Origin of the sequence: Prauserella sediminis (genome assembly GCF_014195435.1) — a bacterium.
Classification (GTDB): domain Bacteria; phylum Actinomycetota; class Actinomycetes; order Mycobacteriales; family Pseudonocardiaceae; genus Prauserella; species Prauserella salsuginis.
Genome location: NZ_JACIBS010000004.1, coordinates 43,526 through 67,772, shown reverse-complemented (window position 1 = coordinate 67,772; position 24,247 = coordinate 43,526). Strand labels below are relative to the sequence as shown.

Annotated in this window: 20 protein-coding genes; 14 read left to right on the top strand and 6 right to left on the bottom strand. The window is 70.9% G+C overall.

Annotated elements, in window-relative coordinates; translation table 11 throughout:
• Positions 1 to 61: 61 nt before the first annotated feature.
• On the bottom strand, positions 62 to 1,657 hold the full coding sequence (locus FB384_RS21690) for a bifunctional 3'-5' exonuclease/DNA polymerase (protein WP_372497702.1): 1,596 nt from the start codon (positions 1,655 to 1,657) through the stop codon (positions 62 to 64).
• Between the two features lie 456 nt (positions 1,658 to 2,113).
• On the opposite strand from FB384_RS21690, the gene FB384_RS21685 reads away from it, so the two are divergent.
• On the top strand, positions 2,114 to 3,739 hold the full coding sequence (locus FB384_RS21685) for an acyl-CoA synthetase (protein ID WP_183786661.1): 1,626 nt from the start codon (positions 2,114 to 2,116) through the stop codon (positions 3,737 to 3,739).
• A 258-nt stretch (positions 3,740 to 3,997) separates the two neighbouring features.
• Here the strand turns inward: FB384_RS21685 and FB384_RS21680 are convergent, their stop codons facing one another.
• Entirely contained in the window at positions 3,998 to 4,861 is an 864-nt protein-coding gene (locus FB384_RS21680) for a hypothetical protein (RefSeq protein ID WP_323985397.1), read from the bottom strand.
• Between the two features lie 223 nt (positions 4,862 to 5,084).
• On the opposite strand from FB384_RS21680, the gene FB384_RS21675 reads away from it, so the two are divergent.
• From FB384_RS21675 to pucL, 6 genes are all read left to right on the top strand, one after another.
• The gene (locus FB384_RS21675; RefSeq protein ID WP_183786660.1) at positions 5,085 to 6,284 is read left to right on the top strand and encodes a S8 family peptidase; all 1,200 of its coding nucleotides are present in this window, start codon (positions 5,085 to 5,087) and stop codon (positions 6,282 to 6,284) included.
• A gap of 162 nt (positions 6,285 to 6,446) precedes the next feature.
• Positions 6,447 to 7,202, top strand: a complete 756-nt coding sequence (locus FB384_RS21670) for an SDR family oxidoreductase (RefSeq protein WP_183786659.1) — start codon at positions 6,447 to 6,449, stop codon at positions 7,200 to 7,202.
• Positions 7,202 to 7,864, top strand: coding sequence for a histidine phosphatase family protein (locus tag FB384_RS21665; RefSeq protein WP_183786658.1), 663 nt, complete (start codon positions 7,202 to 7,204; stop codon positions 7,862 to 7,864). The genes FB384_RS21670 and FB384_RS21665 overlap by 1 nt, the downstream gene beginning before the upstream one ends.
• Before the next feature lie 460 nt (positions 7,865 to 8,324).
• Complete coding sequence (gene uraD / locus FB384_RS21660) at positions 8,325 to 8,837, top strand: 2-oxo-4-hydroxy-4-carboxy-5-ureidoimidazoline decarboxylase (RefSeq protein ID WP_228726586.1); 513 nt, start codon at positions 8,325 to 8,327, stop codon at positions 8,835 to 8,837.
• A complete protein-coding gene (gene uraH, locus FB384_RS21655) occupies positions 8,834 to 9,160 on the top strand; it encodes a hydroxyisourate hydrolase (protein ID WP_183786656.1) in 327 nt (108 codons plus the stop codon). The genes uraD and uraH overlap by 4 nt, the downstream gene beginning before the upstream one ends.
• 105 nt (positions 9,161 to 9,265) lie before the next feature.
• Entirely contained in the window at positions 9,266 to 10,150 is an 885-nt protein-coding gene (gene pucL / locus FB384_RS21650) for a factor-independent urate hydroxylase (protein ID WP_183786655.1), read from the top strand.
• A 180-nt stretch (positions 10,151 to 10,330) separates the two neighbouring features.
• Here the strand turns inward: pucL and FB384_RS21645 are convergent, their stop codons facing one another.
• Positions 10,331 to 11,158, bottom strand: coding sequence for an IclR family transcriptional regulator (locus FB384_RS21645; RefSeq protein WP_323985396.1), 828 nt, complete (start codon positions 11,156 to 11,158; stop codon positions 10,331 to 10,333).
• 214 nt (positions 11,159 to 11,372) lie between these two features.
• Between FB384_RS21645 and FB384_RS21640 the strand changes: the two genes are divergently transcribed.
• From FB384_RS21640 to FB384_RS21630, 3 genes are read left to right on the top strand one after another with little or no spacing between them, the layout of a single operon-like run.
• Positions 11,373 to 12,830: an NAD(P)-dependent malic enzyme gene (locus FB384_RS21640; RefSeq protein ID WP_183786654.1), complete on the top strand. Its 1,458-nt coding sequence runs from the start codon at positions 11,373 to 11,375 to the stop codon at positions 12,828 to 12,830.
• The gene (locus FB384_RS21635) at positions 12,827 to 14,179 is read left to right on the top strand and encodes a DUF6986 family protein (protein WP_183786653.1); all 1,353 of its coding nucleotides are present in this window, start codon (positions 12,827 to 12,829) and stop codon (positions 14,177 to 14,179) included. Before FB384_RS21640 ends, FB384_RS21635 begins: the two co-directional genes overlap by 4 nt.
• Positions 14,180 to 14,225: 46 nt before the next feature.
• Entirely contained in the window at positions 14,226 to 15,074 is an 849-nt protein-coding gene (locus FB384_RS21630) for a bifunctional allantoicase/(S)-ureidoglycine aminohydrolase (protein ID WP_183786652.1), read from the top strand.
• Between the two features lie 480 nt (positions 15,075 to 15,554).
• Here the strand turns inward: FB384_RS21630 and FB384_RS21625 are convergent, their stop codons facing one another.
• On the bottom strand, positions 15,555 to 17,261 hold the full coding sequence (locus tag FB384_RS21625) for a nucleobase:cation symporter-2 family protein (protein ID WP_183786651.1): 1,707 nt from the start codon (positions 17,259 to 17,261) through the stop codon (positions 15,555 to 15,557).
• 504 nt (positions 17,262 to 17,765) lie between these two features.
• Here FB384_RS21625 and FB384_RS21620 point away from each other — a divergent pair.
• The 4 genes from FB384_RS21620 to FB384_RS21605 all read left to right on the top strand — a co-directional run bounded on the left by FB384_RS21620 (position 17,766) and on the right by FB384_RS21605 (position 22,760).
• Complete coding sequence (locus tag FB384_RS21620; protein ID WP_228726578.1) at positions 17,766 to 18,602, top strand: hydroxypyruvate isomerase family protein; 837 nt, start codon at positions 17,766 to 17,768, stop codon at positions 18,600 to 18,602.
• Positions 18,603 to 18,663: 61 nt separating this feature from the next.
• Positions 18,664 to 19,608, top strand: coding sequence for a 2-hydroxy-3-oxopropionate reductase (locus tag FB384_RS21615; RefSeq protein ID WP_323985395.1), 945 nt, complete (start codon positions 18,664 to 18,666; stop codon positions 19,606 to 19,608).
• Between the two features lie 84 nt (positions 19,609 to 19,692).
• Positions 19,693 to 21,480, top strand: coding sequence for a glyoxylate carboligase (gene gcl / locus FB384_RS21610; protein ID WP_183786649.1), 1,788 nt, complete (start codon positions 19,693 to 19,695; stop codon positions 21,478 to 21,480).
• Between the two features lie 68 nt (positions 21,481 to 21,548).
• Positions 21,549 to 22,760 carry a glycerate kinase gene (locus tag FB384_RS21605; protein ID WP_221213526.1) on the top strand — a complete coding sequence of 404 codons (1,212 nt, stop codon included), beginning with the start codon at positions 21,549 to 21,551 and terminating at the stop codon, positions 22,758 to 22,760.
• A gap of 233 nt (positions 22,761 to 22,993) precedes the next feature.
• On the opposite strand, the gene bcp is transcribed toward FB384_RS21605, so the two are convergent.
• Together bcp and FB384_RS21595 are read right to left on the bottom strand one after the other, a co-directional pair.
• A complete protein-coding gene (bcp, locus tag FB384_RS21600) occupies positions 22,994 to 23,458 on the bottom strand; it encodes a thioredoxin-dependent thiol peroxidase (protein WP_183786647.1) in 465 nt (154 codons plus the stop codon).
• A gap of 153 nt (positions 23,459 to 23,611) precedes the next feature.
• Complete coding sequence (locus FB384_RS21595) at positions 23,612 to 24,238, bottom strand: TetR/AcrR family transcriptional regulator (protein ID WP_183786646.1); 627 nt, start codon at positions 24,236 to 24,238, stop codon at positions 23,612 to 23,614.
• Between the last annotated feature and the right edge of the window lie 9 nt (positions 24,239 to 24,247).

The window sequence follows — 24,247 nt, the reverse complement described above, 5'->3', positions numbered from 1 at the left end:
CGGCCACCGGCGCCCTGCATTCCGGGTGCCGGTGGCCGGCCTGCGGGTGCGGGGCCGGTGCTCACTTGGCGTCGGCGTAGGAGTCGACGACGGCGGCCGGCATCGGGAACCGCACCGGGCAGGCGGGGCCGAACACGAGGCGGGTCGTCTCGTCGACCGCCTCACTGAGACAGGTGACGACGGTGTCGGCGAGCTCGGCGGGGGTGTGCACGAGCACCTCGTCGTGCACGAAGAACACCAGCCCAGCCGGTTCGGGCAGGCGGCGGCGCAGCGTGGCGAGCAGGACCGCCGTCCAGTCGGCCGCACTGGCCTGGACAGCGAAGTTCCGGGTGAACCTGCCCCAGTCCCGGGAGGCCCGCCGCGCGGTGTCCTCGGCGCCGTCGCCTCCGGTGAGCTCGCGCCATGCCTCCGACGGCGGCGGCGACGTGCGGCCCAGTCGGGAGCGGACGGTCCCGCCGCGTTCGCCCTCTGCCGCTGCGTTTTCCACATAGGACACCGCGGCCGGGAAACGGCGTCGCAGCAGGGCGAGCGTGGCCGCGGCCTCCCCCGCGGTTCCGCCGTACATCGCCGACAGCATCGCTATCTTGGCGTTCGGCCGGTGTTCGGCCGCCGCACCGGGATGCAGCTCGGCCGCCAGGCTCGTGTACAGGTCCTCCGACCGGGACACCTCGGCCAGTCGGCGGTCGCCGGACAACGCCGCCAGAATCCGTGGTTCGAGCTGCGCGGCATCGGCCACCACGAGCTTCCATCCCTCGTCGGCGGTCACACACCCGCGCAGCACCCGGGGGATCTGCAACGCCGCACCGCCTCGGCTCGCCCACCGGCCCGACACGACGCCGCCGACGACGTAGACCGGGCGGAACCGGTCGCCCCGCACCCACTGGTCCAGCCACGCCCACCCGTGCGCGGCGTGAAGCCGCGCCAGCTCCTTGTATTCGAGCAGCGGGGCCACCGCGGGGTGGTCGATCCGCCGCAGCACGTGGGCCCGCGCCGACGGCACGGCGAGCCCCGCCCTGCCGAACGCGCGCACGATGCTCTCCGGATGATCGGGATTGACCGGCCTGCCGAACGCCTCGTCGATGCGCTGCGCCAACGCCGCGAGCGCAGGTGGCCGCGAACCGGCCGGGACCCGTGGTCCGAGCAGCTCGGTCAACAACGCCTCGTGACGATCGCTGCGCCACGGCAGCCCGTCGGCCGACATCTCCACGGCCGCGAGCGCGCTGGCCGACTCGGCGGCCACCAGCAGCCGGAGCCGGCCCGACGGGTCCAGCCGGTCCAGCCGGACCCGCTGGTCGGCCAGCACGACCTCGGCGGCATCGGCCGGGTCGAGGCCGGGCGGCAGTCCCGAGCTCTGCGGGTCGAACAGCGCAGGCTGCTCATCGGGCGCGGCCACGTGCTCCGTCTCCACCGGCGGGGCGAGCCCGCGCACCCGCGCGTACGCGGCCGCGAGGGACCGTGACCGGTCGTGCGCGCCCGCGAACGCCAGCAACAGTCCTTCGACGAGCGCGAGATCGTGACAGCGCCGCAACCGGACCCCGCAGCCGACCAGCGCGGGGTAGTCGCGCTCCACCGACGGCAGCACCCACCTGGGCCGGCGTGGTTCCAGCCGCGCGGCGACTGCCGCCACCGCTTCGGCCGACAGTGCGGTGGCGACCACGGCACCCGTGCCGTCCCTGCGGAGCAGACCGCTCCCGACGAGCACACCGCTCCCAGAGACCGCACCGTCCCCGGCGAGGGCAGCGTTCCCGGCGAGGGCACCGTCCCCGGCGAGTGCGCAGTCCCGAGAGAGTGCACCGACGCTGCGGACCTCGTCGTCGAGTACGGGCCCGTCCTCGGCGGTCAACTCGCCGTCCGGGATGCGCAGCGAGAAGCGGCCTGCGGAGTCCCGGGCGACGATCACATGCACGCCGCCGATTCTGCTCCCCGCCACCGACAGTCCGCTCCGCGGCCGGCGTCGTACCGTGAGTGCCTCCCCGTGCGTCGGCGATCCCGGTGCAGAGGTGATGTGGGTGAGACGTCCGTTACTCCACAGGAACGTTCACCGTGGCGAGGGTTGATCCGATTGCCCTACTACCCGGTAGGTTATGCCGGACGAGCCCGAGGAGGTGCGCGGATGAAGACGCCGCCGGCGGTATCAGAGCTGGTCACGCGTGTGACGGAGAAGGCGCGCAGTGTCGGAGTCATGTGGCGGGCCGGCCTGCTGCCCTTTCCCCGCCTGGACGAGGGTGTGCGTTCGCTCGTCCTGACGAGCACGTACGGCCCGATCGCCGGTGCGGTCCGTATCGCCGCGCGCCGGAACCCGGCCGACATCGGCCTCGTCGACGAACGCGGCCCGCTGACCTTCGACGAACTCGAGCGCAAGTCGAACGCGCTCGCCCGCGCGTGGGCCGACCGCGGCGTGGGTCCGGGCGCGAGCATCGCCGCGCTGTGCCGGGACCACCGGGGTCTGGTGCTGACCATGCTCGCGGCCAACAAGCTGGGTGCGGCGCTGCTGCTGATGAACACCGGCTTCGCGCGTCCCCAGCTGACCGACGTCGCCGCCCGGGAGAAGGTGCGGGTGCTGGTCTACGACGAGGAGTTCGGCGAGCTGCTCGGCGGCATCGAGAACGTGGACCGCTACCTCGGCTGGGTCGACGACCCGGCTGCGACCGGCGGCGTCACCACCGTCGACGAGCTGATCGACGGCACCGACGACACGGCTCCCGAAGCGCCGCCGAAGCCGGGTGGGCTCGTGCTGCTCACCAGCGGCACCACCGGAACCCCGAAGGGGGCGCCGCGGCCGAAGATCTCCGGGCTCGACTCGGCACAGTTCCTCGACCGCATCCCACTGCGGGTCGGCGAGGCGACCTACATGGGCGCCCCGCTGTTCCACGGCACGGGCATCTCCCAGTTCATCCTGTCGCTCGCGTTGGGGAACACGGTCGTGGTGCGGCGCAAGTTCGATCCGGAGGAGGCGCTGCGCGGGGTCTCGCGGTACGACTGCACGGCTCTCGTACTGGTGCCGACCATGCTGCAGCGGATCATCGACCTGGGCCCCGAGATCATCGGCAAGTACGACACCTCGAGCCTGCGGATCATCTTCCTGGCCGGCTCGGCGCTGCCTCCGGACATCGGCAACCGTGCCACGGAGGTCTTCGGCCCCGTGATCCACAACCTGTACGGCTCGACCGAGGTCGCGGTCGCGGCAGTGGCCACGCCCGAGGACTGGGCCAAGGCACCGGGGACGGTCGGCAGGCCGCCGGTCGGCTGCCGGGTGGCGCTCTACGACGAGCGGGGCACCCGGATCACCGACCCGCACGTCACCGGCCGGGTCTTCGTCGGCAGCGGGCTGGCGTTCGAGGGCTACACCGACGGCCGCAACAAGGAGATCATCGACGGCCTGCTTGCCAGCGGCGACGTCGGCCACTTCGATGAGGACGGGCTGCTGTTCATCGACGGCCGGGACGACGAGATGATCGTCTCCGGCGGGGAGAACGTGTATCCCATCGAGGTCGAGAACCTGCTCGTCGAGCATCCCGAGATTCTCGAGGCGGGGGTCGTGGGCGTGCCCGACGAGGAGTTCGGCCAGCGACTCAAGGCGGTCGTGGCGAGGGGCGAAGGGTCCACACTGGATGCCGACGCGGTGCGTTCGTTCGTCAAGGACAACCTCGCCCGCTACAAGGTGCCGCGGGATGTGGAGTTCGTGGAGGCGCTGCCTCGGAACGCGACCGGGAAACTGTTGCGCGACAAGCTCGGCTGAGCATCCACCGCTGTCACGGCGCCGGAATCCGCGGGATTCCGGCGCCGTTTCGCGTTCGGCCGCCCACGGTCCGGTTCGGATTTCTCCGGCTCCGGGGCAATCGAGGAGTACGGGTACCGACGGAAGTTCCCGTCGAAATCGGACGACGGCGGCGAAATCGGATATGTGGTGCGGTATCCGGCAATCTGGTGCGACCGACGTCGCCTGCGGCGATCACACTCGGCGGGCCACGCTCGGTGATCGGACCGACGAAAGTCGCTACAGCCAGCCGATCCCGAAGACTCCGGGGCCGAAATCCACGGCGACGGCGTGTGCGCGCCCCAGGTCGTCGAGTGTGACGTCCTGGGACTCGGCCGTGCCGCCGTGGTTGCGGTAGGAATACCGCCAGCACTGCTCGGGCGGATGTGCCTGCTCGAAATCGACTTCGAGCAGGTATTCGGGGATGGGTTCCCAGAATTCCCGGAAATGCGCCTTCCGGGTGTCGGGACACGGATCGTGCCGATAGGACAGCGAGTATTCGACGAGATGCGTCTCGCCGGTGTCGATCGCGTTGCTGAAGATCAGCTCCGCGAGGGTGAGGTTCGTGGTGGGGTCGGCTTCGATGCGGCCCACCGAGCAGTTCCGTAACGCCGTGAGTTCCGGGGCTTCGTCGTCCGAGCCGTCCTGTCGGTAGGCCAGCAACCAGCGGTCCTGGCCGTCGGCGCGGGCGCGGAAGACGGCCTTGGCCGTCACGGTGCTGTGTGCACCTTCCCCGGGCAGGTCGCCCTCGGTGACCACGCAGTGGTCGTGCAGTCCGACGAGCGACACGTCGCGTGCATCGTCGAGGCTGAGGCGCCGTGAGCGGTCATCGAGTCTGCGCCGGGACGTGCTGCCGCGCGGCCGGGGCGGGGGCAGCAGACCGAGCAGGGTGCCGGTCGGTACGTCCAGAATCTCTTCGAGCGTGCGCACCGCGGAGATCGAACTCTGGCGTTCCGGTTGTCGTTTTCCGGATTGCCAATAGCTCAGCGCGGTGACGCTGATCGTGATGCCGTGATCCTGAAGTCGTGCCTGAATGCGGTCCAGACCGAGTCCGCTCGTGGCGATGGCGGAGCGCAGGGCCGCCGAGAACGCGGTGCCACTCACGTGCCGGATCGCCTCCCGATGCCGCACCGATAACGATATGGACAACGCTAGCAGGATCCTGTAACGCGTCAGTGGTTGACTGCACATAGTGACATTTAGACCATTCGGACTATCGCTCATTACGGTGTTCAGTCCACAACTGGTAACTGTGAATCATTGCCACTGGGCTTACCGCGCCGCTTGCATGAGTCGCGAACCTGCCGGGATAACGGAAGGAATCCGAATGGGTAACTCTCGCAAGCTGAGGCGGAGCCTGAACGTGGGCGTCGTGGCGGCCGGTGTGACCGGACTGGTCGCGGCCGGCCTGGGGTCCGCCGCTGCGGCGCCGGAGGGGAAGATCCTCTCGGCGAACACGCCCAACGCGGTCGACGGCAGCTACATCGTCGTCCTCGAGGACGGGACGAAGACGGCTTCGGTGTCGACGATGGCCACGCAGCTGGCCGGTGAGTACGGCACGAACGTGTCGAAGACCTACGACACCGTGCTGAACGGCTTCACCGTCAAGGCCGACGAGGCGGAGGCGAAGCGGCTGGCGGCCGACCCGTCCGTCGACTACGTCGTGCAGAACCAGCGGGTGCACGCGACCGAGACGCAGTCGCCGACCCCGTCGTGGGGTCTGGACCGCATCGACCAGGCGCAGCTGCCGCTGGACGACTCGTACACCTACAACACGCCGGCCGACAACGTCACCACGTACGTCATCGACACCGGTGTGGACGCCAGCCATGAGGACTTCGGCGACCGCGTGCAGCCCGGCAAGGACTTCATCGACAACGACGATGACGCCGACGACGAGCAGGGCCACGGCACGCACGTAGCCGGCACGGTCGCCGGCACCGAGTACGGCGTCGCCAAGGGTGCGAACATCGTGCCGGTGCGCGTGCTGGACGCGAACGGCTCGGGCACGACCGACGGCGTGATCTCCGGCGTCGAGTGGGTCGCCGAGAACGCCTCGGGTCCGGCCGTGGCCAACATGAGCCTCGGCGGCACCCCTGACGAGGCTCTCGACACCGCGGTGCAGGGTGCGATCGACGCCGGCGTGACGTTCGCCGTCGCCGCGGGCAACGAGAGCTCCGATGCGAGCGGCAGCTCGCCGGCGCGGGTCGAGGACGCCATCACGGTGGCGGCCTCGGGCGAGCAGGACGAGCAGGCCGACTTCTCCAACTACGGCGAGGTCGTCGACATCTACGCCCCGGGCGTGGACATCGTGTCGGCCCAGATGGGCGGCGGTGAGACGGCCCTGTCCGGCACGTCGATGGCCGCTCCGCACGTGGCCGGTGCCGCGGCGCTGTACCTGGCCGACAACCCGGAGGCCACCCCGGCCGAGGTGTCCGAGGCGCTGACGACGTCGGCGACGCCGGACGTCATCACCAACCCGACCGGCGCCACGCCGAACCTCCTGCTCAACACGGTGCAGCAGTGATCGGCTGTTGAGTGAAGCCCGCGGCAGCGGGCGGACTGCACCGGTGGCCCGGCGCCCGACGGCGCCGGGCCACCGGTCGTCGTGCACCTGGCCTTGTCCGCTGCGGGAGTGTGTTGTCACCGACACTCCGCACGCGGCGGCGGGCATGGCAGAGTTCGGCGCATGACCACCCGGAAGAGGATCCTGATCACCGGCGCCAGCTCGGGGCTCGGCGAGGGCATGGCCCGGCGGTTCGCCGCCGCGGGCCGGGACCTGGCGCTGTGCGCACGCCGCACCGACCGGCTGGACGCGTTGGCAGCGGAACTGACCGAACGGCACCCCGGAATCCGCGTGGCGGTGGCCGGTCTCGACGTGAACGCCCACGACGACGTGTTCACCGTGTTCCGATCGATGGCCGACGAGCTCGGCGGACTGGACCGGGTCATCGTCAACGCCGGTCTCGGCAAGGGACAGCCGATCGGCACCGGGTACTTCGCCGCGAACCGCCAGACGATCGAGACCAATCTGGTGGCAGCCCTGGCGCAGTGCGAGGCCGCGATGGAACTGTTCCGGGAGCAGAACGCCGGCCACCTCGTCGTGGTGTCGTCGTTCAGTGCGATCCGCGGCATGCCGCGCAACATGACGGCCTACGGCGCGTCGAAGGCCGGTGCGGCGGCGCTCGCCGACGGCATCAGGGCCGACGTGTACGGATCCCCGATCCGGGTCAGCACCGTGCTGCCGGGCTTCATCGAATCGGAGATGACCTCGCGCTCCGGTGGGCGCACCCCGCTGGTCGCCGGAGCGGACCGCGGTGCCGACGCGATGGTGAAGGCCGTCGAATCCGAGCGCGCCACCGCGTACGTGCCGTCGTGGCCCTGGACGCCGCTGTCGGTGTTGCTCAAGGCGCTACCGGTCGGTGTGTTCCGGAAGCTCGTCTGATGGGCGCGATCCACCTGGTGCGGCACGGGCAGGCGTCGTTCGGGGCAGCCGATTACGACAAGCTGTCCGACCTGGGCCGCGAGCAGGCCGGGTTGGTGGGCGTCGAGCTGGCGCGCAGGCAGGTGCGGGTCGACCAGGCGTGGTGCGGTTCGCTGTCCCGGCAGCGGGACACCGCGGAGCTGGCCCTGGCCGAATGTGCGCCCGGCGTCACGGTGACCGAGGACCCGCGCTGGAACGAGTACGCCGACGGCGACGTCCTCGGCGCGCACGGTGACGGCAGGCCGCAGGACGCGCAGGATCCGCGGAGTTTCCAGCGCGTGCTGGAGGCGGCGCTCGCGGCGTGGGCGGCCGCAGGAACGCAAAGTGATGCGGCCGAGACGTGGACCGCGTTCCGCGACCGCGTCGAGGCAGCCGTCACCGAGGTGGCCGGCGCGCTCGGCAAAGGTGAGCAGGCCGTCGTGTTCACCTCGGGCGGTGTGATCGCGACGCTGTGCGGGCTGTTGCTCGGCACTCCGGAGACCCACTTGGTGCCGCTGAGCCGCGTCGCGGTGAACGCCGGGATCAGCAAGCTCGCCACCGGCCGCTCGGGCCTGACGCTCGTGTCGTTCAACGAACACGGCCACTTCGACGGCCCGACCGCCGACCACGTGACCTACCGCTAGTCGGACGAACAAATGCCGTTAGTGCGCCGGATTCGGTGCGATCACCTGTCCGATTCGGACGGTTGCGCAGGGGAGGGCGGGGCGATTCGTGCCCGCAGGCGCCGGAGGACTGCGTTCCCGTGGGTGGTGTGGTTCCCGTGACGGCACCGTTCCCGTGGACGCGGTCGTGGTGAGGGCGGTCCGTCCGGGTCCCGGCGGGCGCCGGAGCTGTATCGCACGGGTGTGATCGGTGGTTCGACCGGCCGTCCCGGCTGGTGTCACGGCGACCGCGATGACGCGCGGCCCGCCGCCGATGTCCGCCGTCGCCGCCCGTGTCCCGGGGTGATCGGGCGCCCCGTTCCTGGTCTCGAACCTTCCGGTGCTCATTCCCGGGGCCGCGTGCGATCTCGGTCGGCTCGGCGCCTTGACATCTCCCAGAGCCGCGGCTCAAAGTTACGGATAGCGAAAGTTTTAGTCCGTGATGCGAGAAGAGGAGTCGATGACGCTCGAGGAGTTCAACAGCCTCGCCGTCGCTGAGGCGGTGGAGGCGCTCCGGCCGTGCCTCGACGTCGACCGCTGGATCCACGCGGTGGCCGACGGGCGTCCCTACACCGACGTCGAGTCCTGCGTGGCCGCGGCGCGGCAGGTCGCGCACCCGCTGCGGCCCGCGGAGATCGAGGCCGCTCTGGCCCATCATCCGAGGATCGGGGAGCGGTCGAAGGGCGGCTCGGCCGAGGCCCGCCACTCCCGCCGGGAGCAGGCGGGACTCGGGGAGGCCGACGCCGACGTCGAACAGCGTCTGGCCGCGGGTAACGCCGCCTACGAGGAGCGCTTCGGGCGGGTCTTCCTCATCCGCGCCGCAGGCCGGAGTCACCGCGAGATCCTCGACGAACTCGAACGCCGGCTGGAGCAGGATCCCGACGACGAGCTCGCCGAGACCGGTGAGCAGCTCGAGCAGATCGCCGCCCTGCGACTGGAAGGACTTCTCCGATGAGCTTCATCACCGCCCACGTGCTCGACTCCACCAGCGGCACACCCGCCGCCGGCGTCGACGTCGAGCTGTACGCCGCCGACGGCGCGCGTATCGCCGCAGCCCGGACCGACCAGGACGGTCGCGTCTCCGAACTCGGCCCACAGACCCTGGAGTCCGGCGACTACCGGATCACCTTCCGGACGGGTTCCTATTTCGCCGCACGGGGGCAGGCGCACTTCCACCCGTCGGTGACCGTGGACTTCACGGTGCAGCCGGGGGAGAAGCACTACCACATCCCGCTGCTGCTGAGTCCGTTCGCCTATTCCACGTATCGCGGCAGCTGACCCAGGAGTCGGCGGGACGGTGCGGATCGGGCACGAGGGAGCACTCGGCCACGCGGCGTTCCCCGGCGGCTGGCGCGGGACATCCTTCGAGAACAGGAGCACGCGATGAGCGCTGTGAAGCTCACGAGCAACCAGTACGGCAAGGCCGAGAACCACGTGGTCCGGGTGTACCGGGACACCCCGCGCCACGAACTGCGGGATCTGAACGTCACCTCGCAACTGCACGGCGACTTCGAGGCGGCGCACACCGAAGGCGACAACGGGCACGTGGTCGCCACCGACACCCAGAAGAACACGGTCTTCGCCAAGGCCAAGGAGGAGGGTGTCGACTCGCCCGAGCGGTTCCTGCTGACCCTGGCGGGCCACTTCACCGCCTCCTTCGACTGGGTCACCGGCGGTCGCTGGTCCGCCGAGGAGTACGGCTGGTCGCGGATCGACGGCCACGACCACTCGTTCTTCCGCTCCGAGCCGGAGGTGCGCACCGCCGTGCTGGTGCGCGACGGCGCCGACGACCAGCTGGTCGCCGGCTTCTACGGGCTCACGGTGCTCAAGACGACGGAGTCGGGATTCGTGGGCTATCCGAAGGACAAGTACACGACGCTGGGCGAGACCGAGGACCGGATCCTGGCCACCGACATCTCGACCCGCTGGCGATACAACACCACCGACGTGGACTTCGACGCGGTCTACCGGCAGGTGCGCGGCATCATCCTGTCGACGTTCACCGACCACTACTCCAAGGCGCTGCAGCACACGCTGTACCAGATGGGTCAGAACGTGATCGACGCCGTCGACGAGATCGAGGAGATCCGTTTCTCCTGCCCGAACAAGCACCACTTCGTCTCGGACCTCTCGCCGTTCGGGCTGGAGAACCCCAACGAGGTGTTCTACGCCGCCGACCGGCCCTACGGCCTGATCGAGGCGACCATCGCGCGCGAGGAGGCGACCGAACGGCCGGATGTCTGGGCCGTCGTCAACGGCTTCTGCTGAGCCGGCGCGACTCGTCGCCCGGCCGCGTTGCCTCCTCGGCGCGCGTCCGGGCGACGGCCAGGCCGCCGGTGGGGCGATGCACTGCCGGGTGACGGGCCGGTGGGGCGATGCGTCGCCGGGGTGATGAACTGTCGGGGTGATGGGCCGGTGGGCGATGTGCGTGTCGGCGGAGCCGGCTGGTCATGCCTGCGCGAGGGCCTCGGAGATCTGCTCGGCGCAGCGCTGCAGTAGCGGGACGGCGCGATCGGCGAAGTCCTCGCCCACACGGCTGGTGGGACCCGAGACGGAGATCGCCAGCGGCGTCGGCGCGTTCGGCACCGCCGTGGCGTAGCAGCGCACTCCGAGCTCCTGCTCCTGCTCGTCGACGGAGTAGCCCCGCTCGCGGATGCGGTCGAGCTCCTCCTCCAGTTCTTCGAGCGAACGGATGCTGTGATCGGTGTGCGGCGGCAGGCCGGCGGTGTTGATGATCTGGCGGACCTGCTCGACGGGCAGCTGCGCGAGGATCGCCTTGCCCGCGCCGGTGTCGTGGGTGTGGGCGCGGCGGCCCACCTCGGTGAACATGCGCATCTGGTGCGGCGACGGGACCTGGTCGACGTAGACGACCATGTCGCCGTCGAGGGTGGCGACGTTGGCGCTCTCGCCGAGCTGATCGACCAGCGTGCGCAGATGAGGCCGGATGAGCGCGCCCAGCTGACGTCCGGCGAGTTCGCCCAGGCGTGCCAGCTCCGGGCCCAGGGCGTAGCCCCGGTCGGGTAGCTGCCGCACCACACCGATGCCGAGTAGCGTCTTCAGCAGGCGGTGGATCGTGGGAATCGGCAGGTCGACGGCCGCGGCCAGCTCGCTGAGTGTGGTGCGGCCACCGGAGGCGGCGATCACCGAGAGCAGGTCGAAGACGCGCTCGACGGATTGGACTCCGCCGCGCGTCGGCCGGTCGGCAGGGGTGCTGCTGACCATGGCGTCGGCGTCCTCCTCGAGGTCGGGAGTGGGCGCGGCGGGCTCCACCGGCACTCTAGATCGACTCTGGTGTGTCCGACTCTATCCGGTATCGGCCTCCGAGCCCCGACGGGGCGTTGCGGTGCGGCCGGATTCGCGCTGTGGGGTGGGCGGCGAGAGCCATCTAAGTTACCGTATCGCGGAGAGTATAGTTCGCATTGCGGAAAACCCTCCGGTGTTGAACCTCCCTGTGGAACGATGATCACTGTTGATCGGAAAGGCCCACTCCATGACACAGCCGAGCCCCGGACACTCCATCACGCTGCGGGTGGCGACACCCGCCGGACCGTCGTCGGCCACCGATCTGGTGGCGGCGGTCGCGGATGCCGGCGCGGCGCTGACCGCCTTCGACGTCGTCGAAGCCGCTCAGAACGAGCTGCTCGTCGACATCACCTGCGACACCCTCGGCGCCGAGCACGCCGCAGAGGTGGCCTCCGTCCTCTCCGCACTCGAGGGCGTGACGGTGAAGAAGTCCTCGGACCGCACGTTCCTGGTCCACCTCGGTGGCAAGCTGGAATCGACGCCGAAGGCGCCGATCCGCACCCGCGACGACCTCTCCCGCGCCTACACCCCGGGCGTCGCGCGCGTCTGCCGCGCCATCGCGGCCAACCCCGCCGACGCCCGCCGGCTCACCATCAAGCGCAACACCGTCGCCGTCGTCACCGACGGCTCCGCGGTGCTGGGACTCGGTGACATCGGCCCCGAGGCCTCCATGCCCGTCATGGAGGGCAAGGCCGTGCTCTTCAAAGAGTTCGCCGGCGTCGACGCCTGGCCGGTACCCCTCAACGCCCGCGACACCGAGCAGATCATCACGATCTGCAAGGCTCTCGCCCCGGCCTACGGCGGCATCAACCTGGAGGACATCGCCGCGCCCCGCTGCTTCGAGATCGAAGCCCGGCTGCGCGAGGAACTCGACATCCCGGTGTTCCACGACGACCAGCACGGCACCGCCATCGTCACGTTGGCGGCCCTGAGGAACGCGCTGAAGGTCGTGACCAAGCGGCTCGACGACGTCCGCATCGTGATCTCCGGGGCCGGCGCGGCCGGCCACGCCATCGCGAAGCTGCTGCAGGCCGCCGGCGCGCGCGACATCGTCGTCTGCGGCCGCAGTGGTGTGCTCGACCCGCGGGCCGAGTACGCCGACGCCCACCGCGGCTGGCTGGCCACACACACCAACCCGGAGGGCGTCACCGGCACGCTGAAGGAAGCCGTGGTCGGCGCCGACGTGTTCATCGGTGTCTCCGCACCCGACCTGCTGGACGGCGCCGACATCGCGGCGATGGCCTCGGACGCGGTGGTCTTCGCGATGTCCAACCCGGACCCCGAGGTCGACCCCGCGGTGGCGGGCCGCACCGCCGCCGTCGTGGCCACCGGGCGCAGCGACTACCCGAACCAGATCAACAACGTGCTGGCCTTCCCCGGCTTCTTCCGCGGCCTGCTGGACGCGGGGGCCAGCGACATCACCGATGACATGCTGGTCGCCGCCGCCGAGGCGATCGCGGGGTGCATCTCCGGCGAGGCGCTGAATCCGCACCACATCATTCCCACGGTCTTCGAACACGGGGTGGCCGAGCGCGTCGCAGCCGCCGTCGCCGAGGCCGCGCGCCGGGACGCGGTCGCGGCACGGTCCGCCGCGAAGGTCGTCGAGGACCACGCCCCGGTCGTCGCCGAGGGGGCGAGTGCATGAGTGCGCCGAGTTTCCACGGCGTGCTCGGCGAGGAGCTCGCCGCGGACCTGGATACGCGTCTGGCCGGTGTCGACGCCGAACTGGCAGCCCGCCACGACGGGGTCGCCGCACCGCAGCCGGTCCACACCGTCTACGTCCCCGCCGACTCCTGGCACCCGGGCCTGCCCGGGGAATGGGGCGAGCGCGCCCTCACGGCCGTCGAGCGACACGGCGGTATGCAGGCGCTGGCCGAGCGTGTGCTGCGCGCCGCGGAACGGGAGCCCGGCCCGGTGCGCACCACCGGATCGGCGCCGGACTCACCGGCCGGTGCGGCAGCCCGCGAGCAGGCGGCCGCCGGGCTCGCCGAGGCGGTGACCGCCAAGCTGCACAGCGAGCCGATCGAAGACCTGCGACTGGACTTCGAGGACGGTTTCGGCGACCGGAGCGACGAGGAGGAGGACCACTGGGCCGCCGAGGCGGGCCGCCGCGTCGGCCGGACATCGGGAGCGCCGGCTCCTCGCCGGATCGGACTGCGGATCAAATGCTTCGAGGCCCCGGTACGCCGCCGCGCACTGCGCACCCTCGACCTGTTCGTGGCCCACGTGCTCGAGGCCGCAGGGACCTGGCCGCGCGGCCTGGTGATCACACTGCCGAAGGTCTCCACCCCAGAACAGGTCAGCGCCATGGTGCAGGTCTGCCGCACGCTCGAGCGGGCCCACGGCCTCGGCGACGGCGTCATCGGGTTTGAGATCCAGGTCGAGACGCCACGGTTGATCCTCGGGCCCGACGGGACGGTGCCGCTGGCCGCGGCCGTGCGGGCCGGCGAGGGCCGGGTCACCGGGCTGCACTACGGCACGTTCGACTACAGCGCCGCCGTCGGAGTGCCGGCGGCGCAGCAGGCGCCCGATCACCCGGTGGCCGACGTCGCCAAGCACCAGATGCTGTTGGCCGTCGCAGGCACCGGCGTCGAGATCTCCGACGGGTCGACCAACGTGCTGCCCCTCGGCGACGACGACGCCGTGCTGGCCGCCTGGGACCTGCACGCCGCGCTGGTGCGGCGGCAACTGCAGCACGGCATCCGGCAGGGTTGGGACATGCACCCGCACCACCTGCCCACGCGGCACCTGGCGACCTTCCACTTCTTCCGGCTCGGTTTCGGCCCGGCCGCCGCCCGGCTCCGCGCCTACGTCCGCCGCGAGCACGGCGCGGTGCTCGACGAACCGGCGACCGCGATGGCCCTCGCAGGCCACATCCGCCGCGGACTCGACTGCGGCGCACTCGCCGTCGCCGACCTGGAGTGCTCGGTCGGCATCGACCGGGAGGAGCTGGAACACCTCACACGCACCGGACGGACGAGGATGCCCGGCTGAGCACATTCGGTTCCCTGACCGTCGTCCCTTCGAGGAAGGAGCCCCTGTGGCAGACCATCGAGACGCACCGGAGCGGCCCGCGGCCACGACCGGCTACTACGCCCCGCACGGCGGCCACCCGCCGCAGACCGACCTGCTCACCGACCGGGCGCGGGTCACCGAGGCATACACGGTGATCCCGCGTGGGGTGCTGCGCGACATCGTCACCACCGTGCTGCCGGAATGGCGCGACACCCGGGCGTGGGTGCTCCACCGGCCGGTCGCCGGGGGAGCGGTGACCTTCTCGCAGACCATCCTCGAGATCTCCCCGGGCGGCGGTTCCGACGATCCCGAGCCGCAGCCGGAGGTCGAAGGTCTGCTCTTCGTCATGGAGGGCGAGCTGGACCTGACCCTCGACGGCGCCGCGCATCGTCTCGGCCCCGGCGGATACGCCTTCGTGCCGCCTGCGGCGGCGTGGACGCTGCACGCCGCCGGCGAGCAGCCGGCCCGGCTGCACTGGTTGCGCAAACGGCACCAGCCGCTGCCGGGCAGGCGGCCCGGCCCCGTCGTCGGGCGGGAACAGGACATCGAGCCCAGCCCGATGCCGGGCACGGAGGGGCGGTGGCGCACCACGCGGCTGCTCGATCCGCAGGACGTCGCCTACGACATGCACGTCAACATCGTCACCTTCGAGCCCGGCGCGGTGATTCCCTTCTCCGAGACGCACGAGATGGAGCACGGGCTGTACGTGTTGCAGGGCAAGGCCGTCTACCGGCTCAACGAGGACTGGGTGGAGGTCCAGGAGGGGGATTTCCTCTCGCTGCGCGCCTTCTGCCCGCAGGCCTGCTACGCCGGTGGCCCCGGTCCCTTCCGTTACCTGCTCTACAAGGACGTCAACCGGCAAGTGATGCTGTGAGCGCGACGGCAGGCTGACCACCGCGTCGTTCCGCCGGCAGCTGCCGGTTTCGTCGCCGGTTCGTCGCGGCGGTCTGCGGCGCCCGGGCCGAGGTTTCGCACATCGGCCCGGGCGCCGTCGTGTCCGGACCGTCGTTCGTGGACAGCCGCTCCCCGGGCAGCCGGTTTGGGGAGGGCCGGTGGGCCGACGGTTCCGGGGGTCCGTGGGGCCCGGACCGTGTCGCGTGCGCCGGCGTAACGGCAGCGGGGACGACGGCTGCCGCCGTGTCTCGAAGCCGCGGCGTGCAACCCGCAACAGGCGCACACCCCGAACCCGCAACACGAGCCCCGACATCCGCAACACGGCCCCCGGAAAGCGCGACACGGCCCCCGGAAAGCGCAACACGATGGCGGGGCCGAGGTGCGTGCTGCACCTCGGCCCCGGATGTTCGTCGCCGCCCCGTGCCCGTACCCGCGTCCGGCAGGCCGGTGTGCGGCCGGTTCAGTCCTGGCGTTCGGCCGTGCCGTGGACCTGGGGCTCGCGCCGGGGCCGGGGCGGCTCCTGCGCGGCGCCTGTCTCGTCGGTGCGTCCGGTGCCGCCGCCGTCGGGTCCTGCATCCGACGGGTCGTCTCCGTCGGGGGCGACCACCTCGGGAATCTGGCTGGTGTCGGTGATCTCGCCGCACTCGATCTTCGCGCGGACCTCCTCGAGCTTGTCGTCGGGCACCAGCGGGACCTCCTCGCCGTCGCAGTCGACGAACCGCCCGTCGACGAACACGTCGCCTTCGCGCAGGTCCCGCAGATCCGACGGGGAGAGCACCCGCACCGGTTTGGCGGCGAACACCGACGGGTTGCGGGAATTGCCGGCGGTGAGCTCGTTGAACAACAGGTTCAGCAGCACCGCCATGATGGCCGCCGACGAGATGCCGGAGTGGAAGATCGTCTGGAACCACTCGGGGAAGTGGTGGTAAAAGTCCTCCTTCACCACCGGGATCATCGCGAACGCCAGCGAGGTCGACACGATGATGAGGTTCATGTTGCCGTCGTAGGACACGCTGCGCAGGTTCCGGATGCCGGACCCGGTCACCGTGCCGAACAGGACGACGCCGGCCCCGCCGAGCACCGGCATCGGGATCGCCGAGATGACCTGGCCGAAGATCGGCAGCAGCCCCAGCACGATCATGATGACACCACTGCTGGCGACCACGAAGCGGCTCTTGACCCCGGTCAGGGCCACGAGGCCGACGTTCTGGGCGAAGGCGGACTGGGTGAAGGAACCGAACAGCGGGGCCGCGGCCGAGGAGAGCATGTCGGCGCGCAGACCGTTGGCGATCCGGCGGCGGTCGACCGACGTGCCGATGATCTCGCCGACCGCGATGATGTCGGCGGCGGTCTCGGTCTTGATCACCAGGATGACGATGGTCATCGAGATGATCGAGGCGATGTCGAATTCCGGCACGCCGAAGGCCAGGAACTCCGGTGCGGCGACCGGCGAGCCGGAGCCCACCTCGCTGAAATCGGTCAGCCCGAGCAGTGCGCCGACGAGGGTTCCGCCGACGAGACCCAGCAAAATGGACAGTCGCGACAGCGTCGCCGAGCCGACCTTGCTCAGCAGCAGGATGATCACGAGCGTCAGGAACGCCAGGCCGATGTTGGCCAGCGAACCGTAGTCGTCGGACTCGGAGTCACCGCCCATCGCCCAGTCCGCGGCCACCGGTACCAGCGTCAGGCCGATGGCGGTGATGACCACTCCGGTGACCACCGGTGGGAAGAACCGGATGATACGGGCGAAGAACGGCGCCACCACGAAACCCAGGATGCTGGCCGCGACGATGGAGCCCGCCACCGTGGACAGGTCGTTGCCGGGTCCGGCGAGGATCGCCACCATCGTCGCGACCGACGCGAAGGACACGCCCTGCACCAGGGGCAGTTTGGAGCCGAGGAACGGTAGTCCCACGCTCTGCAGCACCGTGGCCAGGCCGCCGATGAACAGGCTCGCGGTGACGAGCACCGCCGTGCGGTCGGCACTCAGCCCGGCGGCCCCGCCGACGATCAGGGGGACGGCGATCAGCCCGCCGTACATCGTGAGCACGTGCTGCAACCCGAACGTGGCGAGCTTGCCGAGGGGCAGCCGTTCATCCTCCGGGCGCACCGGGGAGGGCGGGTTCGCCTGCCGCGGCTGCGCGTCTCGGGAGGTCTTCTTGCTCATCGTTGAGCACCTTTCTGAGGTGTCGTGCCTACCGCCGCCCGGGTCGTACGGCATCGATGGGGCTCGCGGCGGCGCGGGCGCCGGAGGCCGTGGGGCGGCGGTCTTGCACGGTCGAAGCTTGAACTCCGCGATGCGATATTGGCATTCCGTATGGTGATTCAGTCACCTGCTCGCGGTCAACAGGCGATGCGCCGACGCCTTGCGAGTTCAGCGATGAGCGACCGGCGTGACGGCGGCCGCGCTTCTGATGTGAATCGGATCGTCCCTGTTCGCGGCGGGTTCCACGGCGACTTCAGGCTGGCCGCGCCGCCGGTCCGGAATGTCTCCGGGGGTGTCGGTCATCCGTCCGTCGTCCGGGGTCGACCGGAGTGGGGTGGTTGACCACGCTTCGGCCCCCGCCCTATGCTTTTTTCATCTTACGGAGTCAAACTTCCACAATGTGGAGTTCTCCGCATTTGGATGTCCCACTCAGGTGTCCCACCGAGATCCCCACAGGAGGCCCTCATGGCATCGCGCATGAACGTCACCTCACCCGAGAGCTACATCGTCAACTGCTCGACACTGCTGACCGAGCATGCGGTCGTCGATCGCGCCGCGGCGGCTGCCCGTGCCGGCTTCACCCGCGTCGAGTTCTGGTGGCCGTTCGACGGCGAGCCCCACCCCTCCGACGCCGACGTCGACGCCTTCGTCGATTCGCTCTCCGCCGCCGGGGTTTCCTTGGCAGGCCTGAACTTCTGGGCCGGCAACATGGCGGGCGGTGACCGCGGCATGGTCTCGGTGGCGGGCCACCGCGCCGAATTCGCCGACAACGCCGCCCTCGCCGCCGAGATCGGCCGTCGCACCGGCTGCACGGCGTTCAACGCCCTGTACGGGCTGCGTCAGGGCGACCAGGAGCCGCAGGCCCAGGACGAGCTCGCCGTCGAGAACCTGATCACCGCCGCCCAGGCGGTGGCGCCCATCGGCGGCACCGTCCTCGTCGAGCCGGTGTCCGGCGCGGAGGCCTACCCGCTGAAGACCGCCGCCGACGCCCTCGCCGTCGTCGAGAAGGTCCACCGAGCGGGGGCGACCAACGTCGCGCTGCTGGCGGACTTCTTCCACATGGCCGTCAACGGCGACGACGTCGCCGCGGTCATCGAGCAGCACGCGCCGCAGTTCGGTCACGTGCAGATCGCCGACTCCCCGGGCCGCGGCGCGCCGGGCACCGGTGACCTGCCGCTGCAGGAGTGGATCGACCTCGCCTACGCCCGCGGCTACACCGGCTCCGTGGCGTTGGAATACAAGCAGGAGCAGGACACCGCGTTCGACTGGCTCCGGCAGCCCGCCGGTAGCTCGCTGGGCTGATCACCGGCCCGCGCGGACGCGCATACATCGCACCACCCGCCCCGCGCCGGGGGAGGCCGGCGTGGGGGACACACGTCGAGAGGACACCGAACTCATGAGCAAGAACATCGCCGTCATCGGACTGGGCATCATGGGCCTGCCGATGGCCAAGAACCTTGTCGGCGCCGGCTTCGCGGTCAGCGGCTACAACCGCTCCCCGGAGAAGGCGAAGGCGCTCGCCGCCGCGGGCGGCACCGCCGCCGGCTCGATCGCCGAGGCCGTCGCCGAGGCCGACGTCATCATCACCATGGTCCCGGACTCCCCGGACGTCGAGGCCGTGTTGACCGGTGACGACGGCATCCTCGCCAACGCCAGGGCGGGGACCACCTGGATCGACGCCTCCACGATCCGTCCGGACACGGCAATCGAGCTTGCCCGCCAGGCCCGCGAGGCCGGTCTCAAGCCGCTCGACGCCCCGGTTTCCGGCGGCGAACAGGGCGCGATCGACGGCGTGCTGTCCATCATGGTCGGCGGCGAGCAGGCCGACTTCGACGCCATGGCCGAGGTCTTCGACGCCGTCGGCAAGACGATCGTGCGCGTCGGCCCCTCCGGCTCCGGGCAGACCGTCAAGGCCGCCAACCAGCTCATTGTCGCGGTGAACATCCAGGCGCTCGCCGAGGCCGTGGCCTTCCTCGAGGCGTACGGCGTGGACACCACGGCGGCGTTGCAGGTCCTCGGCGGTGGGCTGGCGGGTTCCAAGGTGCTCGACCAGAAGGGCCAGAAGATGCTCGACCGTTCCTTCGAGCCGGGCTTCCGGCTCCAGCTGCACCACAAGGACATGGGCATCGTCACCTCCGCCGCCCGCGAAGCCGGCGTCGCGACGCCGCTGGCCGCGTCCGTGGCCCAGCTGGTCGCCGCGACGGTCCAGCAGGGCAACGGCCACCTCGACCACTCAGGGCTGTTCACCCTCGTCGAGCAGCTCTCCAGCGGTTCAGGGGACTCCGGCAGCACGCGGAACGTCGCCTGACCGGCGGCGGATCCGTGGTCGTGTCCCAACCACCCAGCCACGATCCACATCCCAGCAGACGTCCCACAGAGAAGGAGGCGCGCGATGACACGCATGCGCGCAGTTGATGCGATAGCGCTCATCCTCGAGAAGGAGGGCGCTGTGGAGACCTTCGGGCTGCCCGGTGCGGCGATCAACCCGCTGTACTCGGCGATGAAGGCCCGCGGAGGGATCCGCCACACGCTGGCGCGCCATGTGGAGGGCGCCTCCCACATGGCCGACGGCTACACCCGCGCTGCCCCGGGCAACATCGGGGTCTGCATCGGGACGTCGGGCCCAGCGGGCACCGACATGATCACCGGCCTCTACGCCGCGCAGGCCGACTCGCAGCCCATCCTGTGCATCACGGGACAGGCGCCGGTGGCCGTGCTGGACAAGGAGGACTTCCAGGCGGTGGACATCGCCTCCATCGCGGCGCCGCTGACCAAGATGGCCAAGACGGTGCTGGAGGCCGCCCAGGTCCCCGGCACGTTCCAGAAGGCCTTCCAGCTGATGCGGTCCTCGCGGCCGGGGCCGGTGCTCATCGACCTGCCGCTGGACGTCCAGCAGACCGAGATCGAGTTCGACATCGACACCTACGAGCCGCTGCCGGTGATCACGCCGAGGGCCACCGAGGCCCAGGCGGAGAAGATCCTGGACATGCTCGCGGAGGCCGAGCGGCCGCTGATCGTCGCCGGCGGGGGCGTGCTGAACGCCGACGCGGCCGATGAGCTGGTCGAACTCGCCGAGCTGCTGGACATCCCGGTCTCGCCCACGCTGATGGGCTGGGGTGCCATCCCGGACGACCACCCGTTGATGGCGGGCATGGTCGGCATCCAGACCCACACCCGCTACGGCAACGCCACGTTCCTCGAATCCGACGTGGTGTTGGGTCTGGGCAACCGCTGGGCCAACCGGCACACAGGCGACCTGGAGACCTACCGGTCGGGACGGCGCTTCATCCACGTCGACATCGAGCCCACCCAGATCGGAAGGGTGTTCGCGCCCGACTACTCGGTGGTCTCGGACGCGGGAGCCGCGCTGGAGGCCCTGTTGACGGCCGCGCGCCGTCGAGCGGAGGGCGGCCGCGGGCTCGGCTTCGCCGACTGGGCGCGCCGGTGCGCCGCACGCAAGGGCACGCTGCAGCGCAAGACTCACTTCGAGGACGTGCCGATCAAGCCGCAGCGGGTCTACCAGGAGATGAACGCGGCCTTCGGGCGCGAGGTCACCTACGTGACCACCATCGGACTCAGCCAGATCGCCGGTGCGCAGATGCTGCACGCCTACCGGCCGCGGTCCTGGATCAACGCCGGCCAGGCAGGGCCGCTCGGATGGACCGGGCCCGCGGCGCTCGGGGTGGCCCGCGCCCTGCCGGACACGACCGTCGTCGCGCTCTCGGGCGACTACGACTTCCAGTTCATGGTCGAGGAGCTCGCCGTCGGTGCCCAGCACCGGATCCCGTACGTCCACGTCGTGGTCAACAATTCGTACCTGGGGCTGATCCGCCAGGCCCAGCGCGGCTTCGAGATGGACTACGAGGTCTCCCTCGCCTTCGACAACATCAACGCGACGGGGCGCAACGCCGGTTACGGCGTGGACCACGTCGCCGTCGCCGAGGGGCTCGGCTGCAAGGCCCTCCGCGTCGAGGACCCGGAGAAGATCCGCGGGGCCCTCGAGAAGGCGGTGAGCCAGGCCGAGGAGTACCGGGTGCCGGTGGTCGTGGAGGTGATCCTCGAGCGTGTCACCAACATCTCGATGGGCACCTCGTTGAGCGCCATCAACGAGTTCGAGCCGATGGCCGAGCGGCCGGAGGACGCGCCCACGGCGCTCACGGCGCTCGCCGTCTCGGAGTGACGCCGATGGCGGGGGCGGCGGCCGGCGGGTCACCGGGCGGGTGCGCGGGCCGATCACCGGGCACGGTGGTGATCGCTCCGGACACGTTCAAGGGCTCCGTCCCCGCCCGGGACGTGGCGGCGGCGCTGAGCTCCGGGATCCGCCGGGCAGCACCGTCGGCCCGGGTGGTGGCCGTCCCGATGGCGGACGGGGGCGAGGGCACACTCGCGGCCGTGACCGCGGACGGGGAGGCGGACTGGGACATCGAGGTCCACCGGGTCACCGGCCCGGACGGGCGACCGGTCCCGGCACGGTGGGGTACCCGTGCCGGGACCGGGGGCACGCTCGCGGTCGTGGAGCTGGCCGAGGCATCCGGGCTGGGCGACATGGGCCCCGACGCGGATCCCATGCGTGCCACCAGCCGCGGGACCGGGGAACTGGTGCGGGCGGCGCTGGACCGTGGAGCGCGCAGCATCGTGCTGGCGCTCGGCGGAAGCGCCTGCAGCGACGGCGGAGCGGGGTTGCTGTCCGCGCTCGGAGCCCGGCTGCTGGACCACTCAGGACGGCCCGTCACCGAGGGGGCGGCGGGGGTGGCCGACCTCGCCGCGGCGGACCTGCGAACGCTGGATCCCCGGTTGCGGGACACCCGGATCGTCATCGCCGCCGACGTGGATTCACCGCTGGCCGGCCCGGGTGGGGCGGCCGAGGTCTTCGGTCCGCAGAAGGGACTCGACGCGCAGCAGGTGCGCCGCACCGCGCAGGCCCTCCGCAGGGCCGTGCCGATCCTGGCGGAGGCGGCGCGGCGGTCCGGGGGAGTGGCCTGGTCCGAACGGGTCGTCGGCGCCGCGGACGAACCCGGCGCGGGGGCGGCGGGTGGTGTCGGCTTCGCCGCGCTGGGACTGCTCGGGGCGGTCCGCCGACCGGGCGTGGAGGTCGTCTCCGAGCTCGTGGGGCTCGAGGACAAGGTCGCGACCGCGGATCTGGTGGTCACGGGCGAGGGCAGTTTGGACACGCAGTCGCTGGCGGGCAAGGTCCCGGTCGGGGTCGCAGGGTGCGCCGCCCGCCGCGGCGTCCCGGTGGTCGCGGTATGCGGGCGCAACGTCCTGGACCCGGCACAGTCGGCGGCCGCGGGGATCGACCGCGTCTGGGCGCTGAGCGACCTGGCCGCCGACGAGACGGAGTCGATGGCCCGGGCACGTGAGCTGCTGGAGACCGTGGGGAGTCGGATCGCGAGCGACCGTAGCCGCCTCGCCGCGGGGGTACCGGTGCAGGCCGGCTCCGGGGGCTCCCGGGAGGAGTGACGAGCGCTGCGCGGGTTCGGCGCTGCTGTCGGCCGGATGCCGGGCCGCAGAGAGCACCGCGACGGCCGGTGATCGCCACGGCGGCCGGTGCTCCGGCTCGGCCGCGCCGCCGGTCGCCGTCCGGTCGCCGTCCGGTCGGTGCACGCCCCAGAGCCGGACTGCACGGGCGACCATTCGACGACGCGGGTCCCGGCCGATTCAGGCCGGAACCCGCGTCGTCGGTGTGACCGTGCTCAGACTCCGAGCGTGCGCCGCAGCTCGGCGACGTGGCCCTGTGCGTCGACCTCGTAGGCGACGTGCGCGAGGGTGCCGTCGGGACCGATGACGAACGTGGACCGCAGCGTGCCCTCCACGGTGCGGTTGCCGAGCGTCTTGGTGCCGTACGTGCCGTAGGCGCGCGCCACGGACTGGTCGGTGTCGGAGAGCAACGGGAACGTGAGTGCCTGATCGTCGATGAACGTCCGCAGCGCCTCGGGCTCGTCGGGCGAGATCCCGACGACGGCGTAACCGGCGGCCTCCAGGGACGCCAGGTTGTCGCGGAAGTCGCAGGCCTCGGTGGTGCAGCCCGGGGTGGCGGCCTTGGGATAGAAGTAGACGATCAGGTGCCGGCCGGCGTAGTCGGCCGAGCTGACCTGCTGCTGACGGGCATCGGTCAGGGTGAAGGCGGGGGCCGGCTGACCGGCCTGCAGTCGAGTCATGGGGCACTCCTGGTCCGACGAAAGATGACACCCAACCCTATCGCAATGCAGAAGAAGTTATCCACGATGCGAAGTTTCGATGTCGGGGTGTCGATGCTCCAGGGCATGCGGCCACACCCCGGGTCGGACCGGGGGACGGGTACGGACCTGGCGTTACTCGGACTGATTGCGGGCGCGCGGGATCACGTCCGCGACGAGTGTGCGGAGCACGTGGGACAGCACCGTGTGCACCTGACCGCGGTTGAGCGTCTCGCGGTCGAGCCATTCGCGGCTGGCGGCCTTCACCATGCCCGCGTAGGTGCGCACGATCGCGATCAGCTGCTCCCAGCGCTCGTCCCCGCGGTCGAACCCCATCGCTTCCAGCACCAGACCCGCCGCCTCGCGATCGGCCTCGTCGAGGATGCGCTCGACCTCCTCGTCGCGGCCGATGCCTTCCGGGGTGATCGCGGCCAGCCACGTCTTCTGCTGTTTGCTGACCATGTCGAGGAACCAGTCGACGGCCGCGTCGGTGCGTTCGGTGAGGGAACCGTCCGGCAGGGTGGCCACGGCCGACGGCGGCAGGGTCAGCGCCCGCCGGACGACCGCGAGATACAGCTCCCGCTTCGTGCCGAAGTAGTGGTTGATCAGCCCGCGGGCGACACCGGCACGCGCCGCGATATCGCCAGTGGACACGGCGGCGTACGGCCGCTCGCCGAACAGCTCGGCGGCGCAGGCGAAGATCTGCTCCCTGCGTTCGTCGGGCTCGAGCCTGCGCCACTTCGGCGCGGATCCGGCGGTCATGCCGTGCAG

Bases quoted from the DNA above. Each gene is read 5' to 3' on its own strand.
- FB384_RS21685 (WP_183786661.1), top strand. From the start codon at position 2,114: ATGAAGACGCCGCCGGCGGTATCAGAGCTGGTCACGCGTGTGACGGAG.
- FB384_RS21675 (WP_183786660.1), top strand. From the start codon at position 5,085: ATGGGTAACTCTCGCAAGCTGAGGCGGAGCCTGAACGTGGGCGTCGTG.
- FB384_RS21670 (WP_183786659.1), top strand. From the start codon at position 6,447: ATGACCACCCGGAAGAGGATCCTGATCACCGGCGCCAGCTCGGGGCTC.
- FB384_RS21665 (WP_183786658.1), top strand. From the start codon at position 7,202: ATGGGCGCGATCCACCTGGTGCGGCACGGGCAGGCGTCGTTCGGGGCA.
- uraD (WP_228726586.1), top strand. From the start codon at position 8,325: ATGCGAGAAGAGGAGTCGATGACGCTCGAGGAGTTCAACAGCCTCGCC.
- uraH (WP_183786656.1), top strand. From the start codon at position 8,834: ATGAGCTTCATCACCGCCCACGTGCTCGACTCCACCAGCGGCACACCC.
- pucL (WP_183786655.1), top strand. From the start codon at position 9,266: ATGAGCGCTGTGAAGCTCACGAGCAACCAGTACGGCAAGGCCGAGAAC.
- FB384_RS21640 (WP_183786654.1), top strand. From the start codon at position 11,373: ATGACACAGCCGAGCCCCGGACACTCCATCACGCTGCGGGTGGCGACA.
- FB384_RS21635 (WP_183786653.1), top strand. From the start codon at position 12,827: ATGAGTGCGCCGAGTTTCCACGGCGTGCTCGGCGAGGAGCTCGCCGCG.
- FB384_RS21625 (WP_183786651.1), bottom strand. From the start codon at position 17,261: ATGAGCAAGAAGACCTCCCGAGACGCGCAGCCGCGGCAGGCGAACCCG.
- FB384_RS21620 (WP_228726578.1), top strand. From the start codon at position 17,766: ATGGCATCGCGCATGAACGTCACCTCACCCGAGAGCTACATCGTCAAC.
- gcl (WP_183786649.1), top strand. From the start codon at position 19,693: ATGACACGCATGCGCGCAGTTGATGCGATAGCGCTCATCCTCGAGAAG.
- bcp (WP_183786647.1), bottom strand. From the start codon at position 23,458: ATGACTCGACTGCAGGCCGGTCAGCCGGCCCCCGCCTTCACCCTGACC.
- FB384_RS21595 (WP_183786646.1), bottom strand. From the start codon at position 24,238: ATGACCGCCGGATCCGCGCCGAAGTGGCGCAGGCTCGAGCCCGACGAA.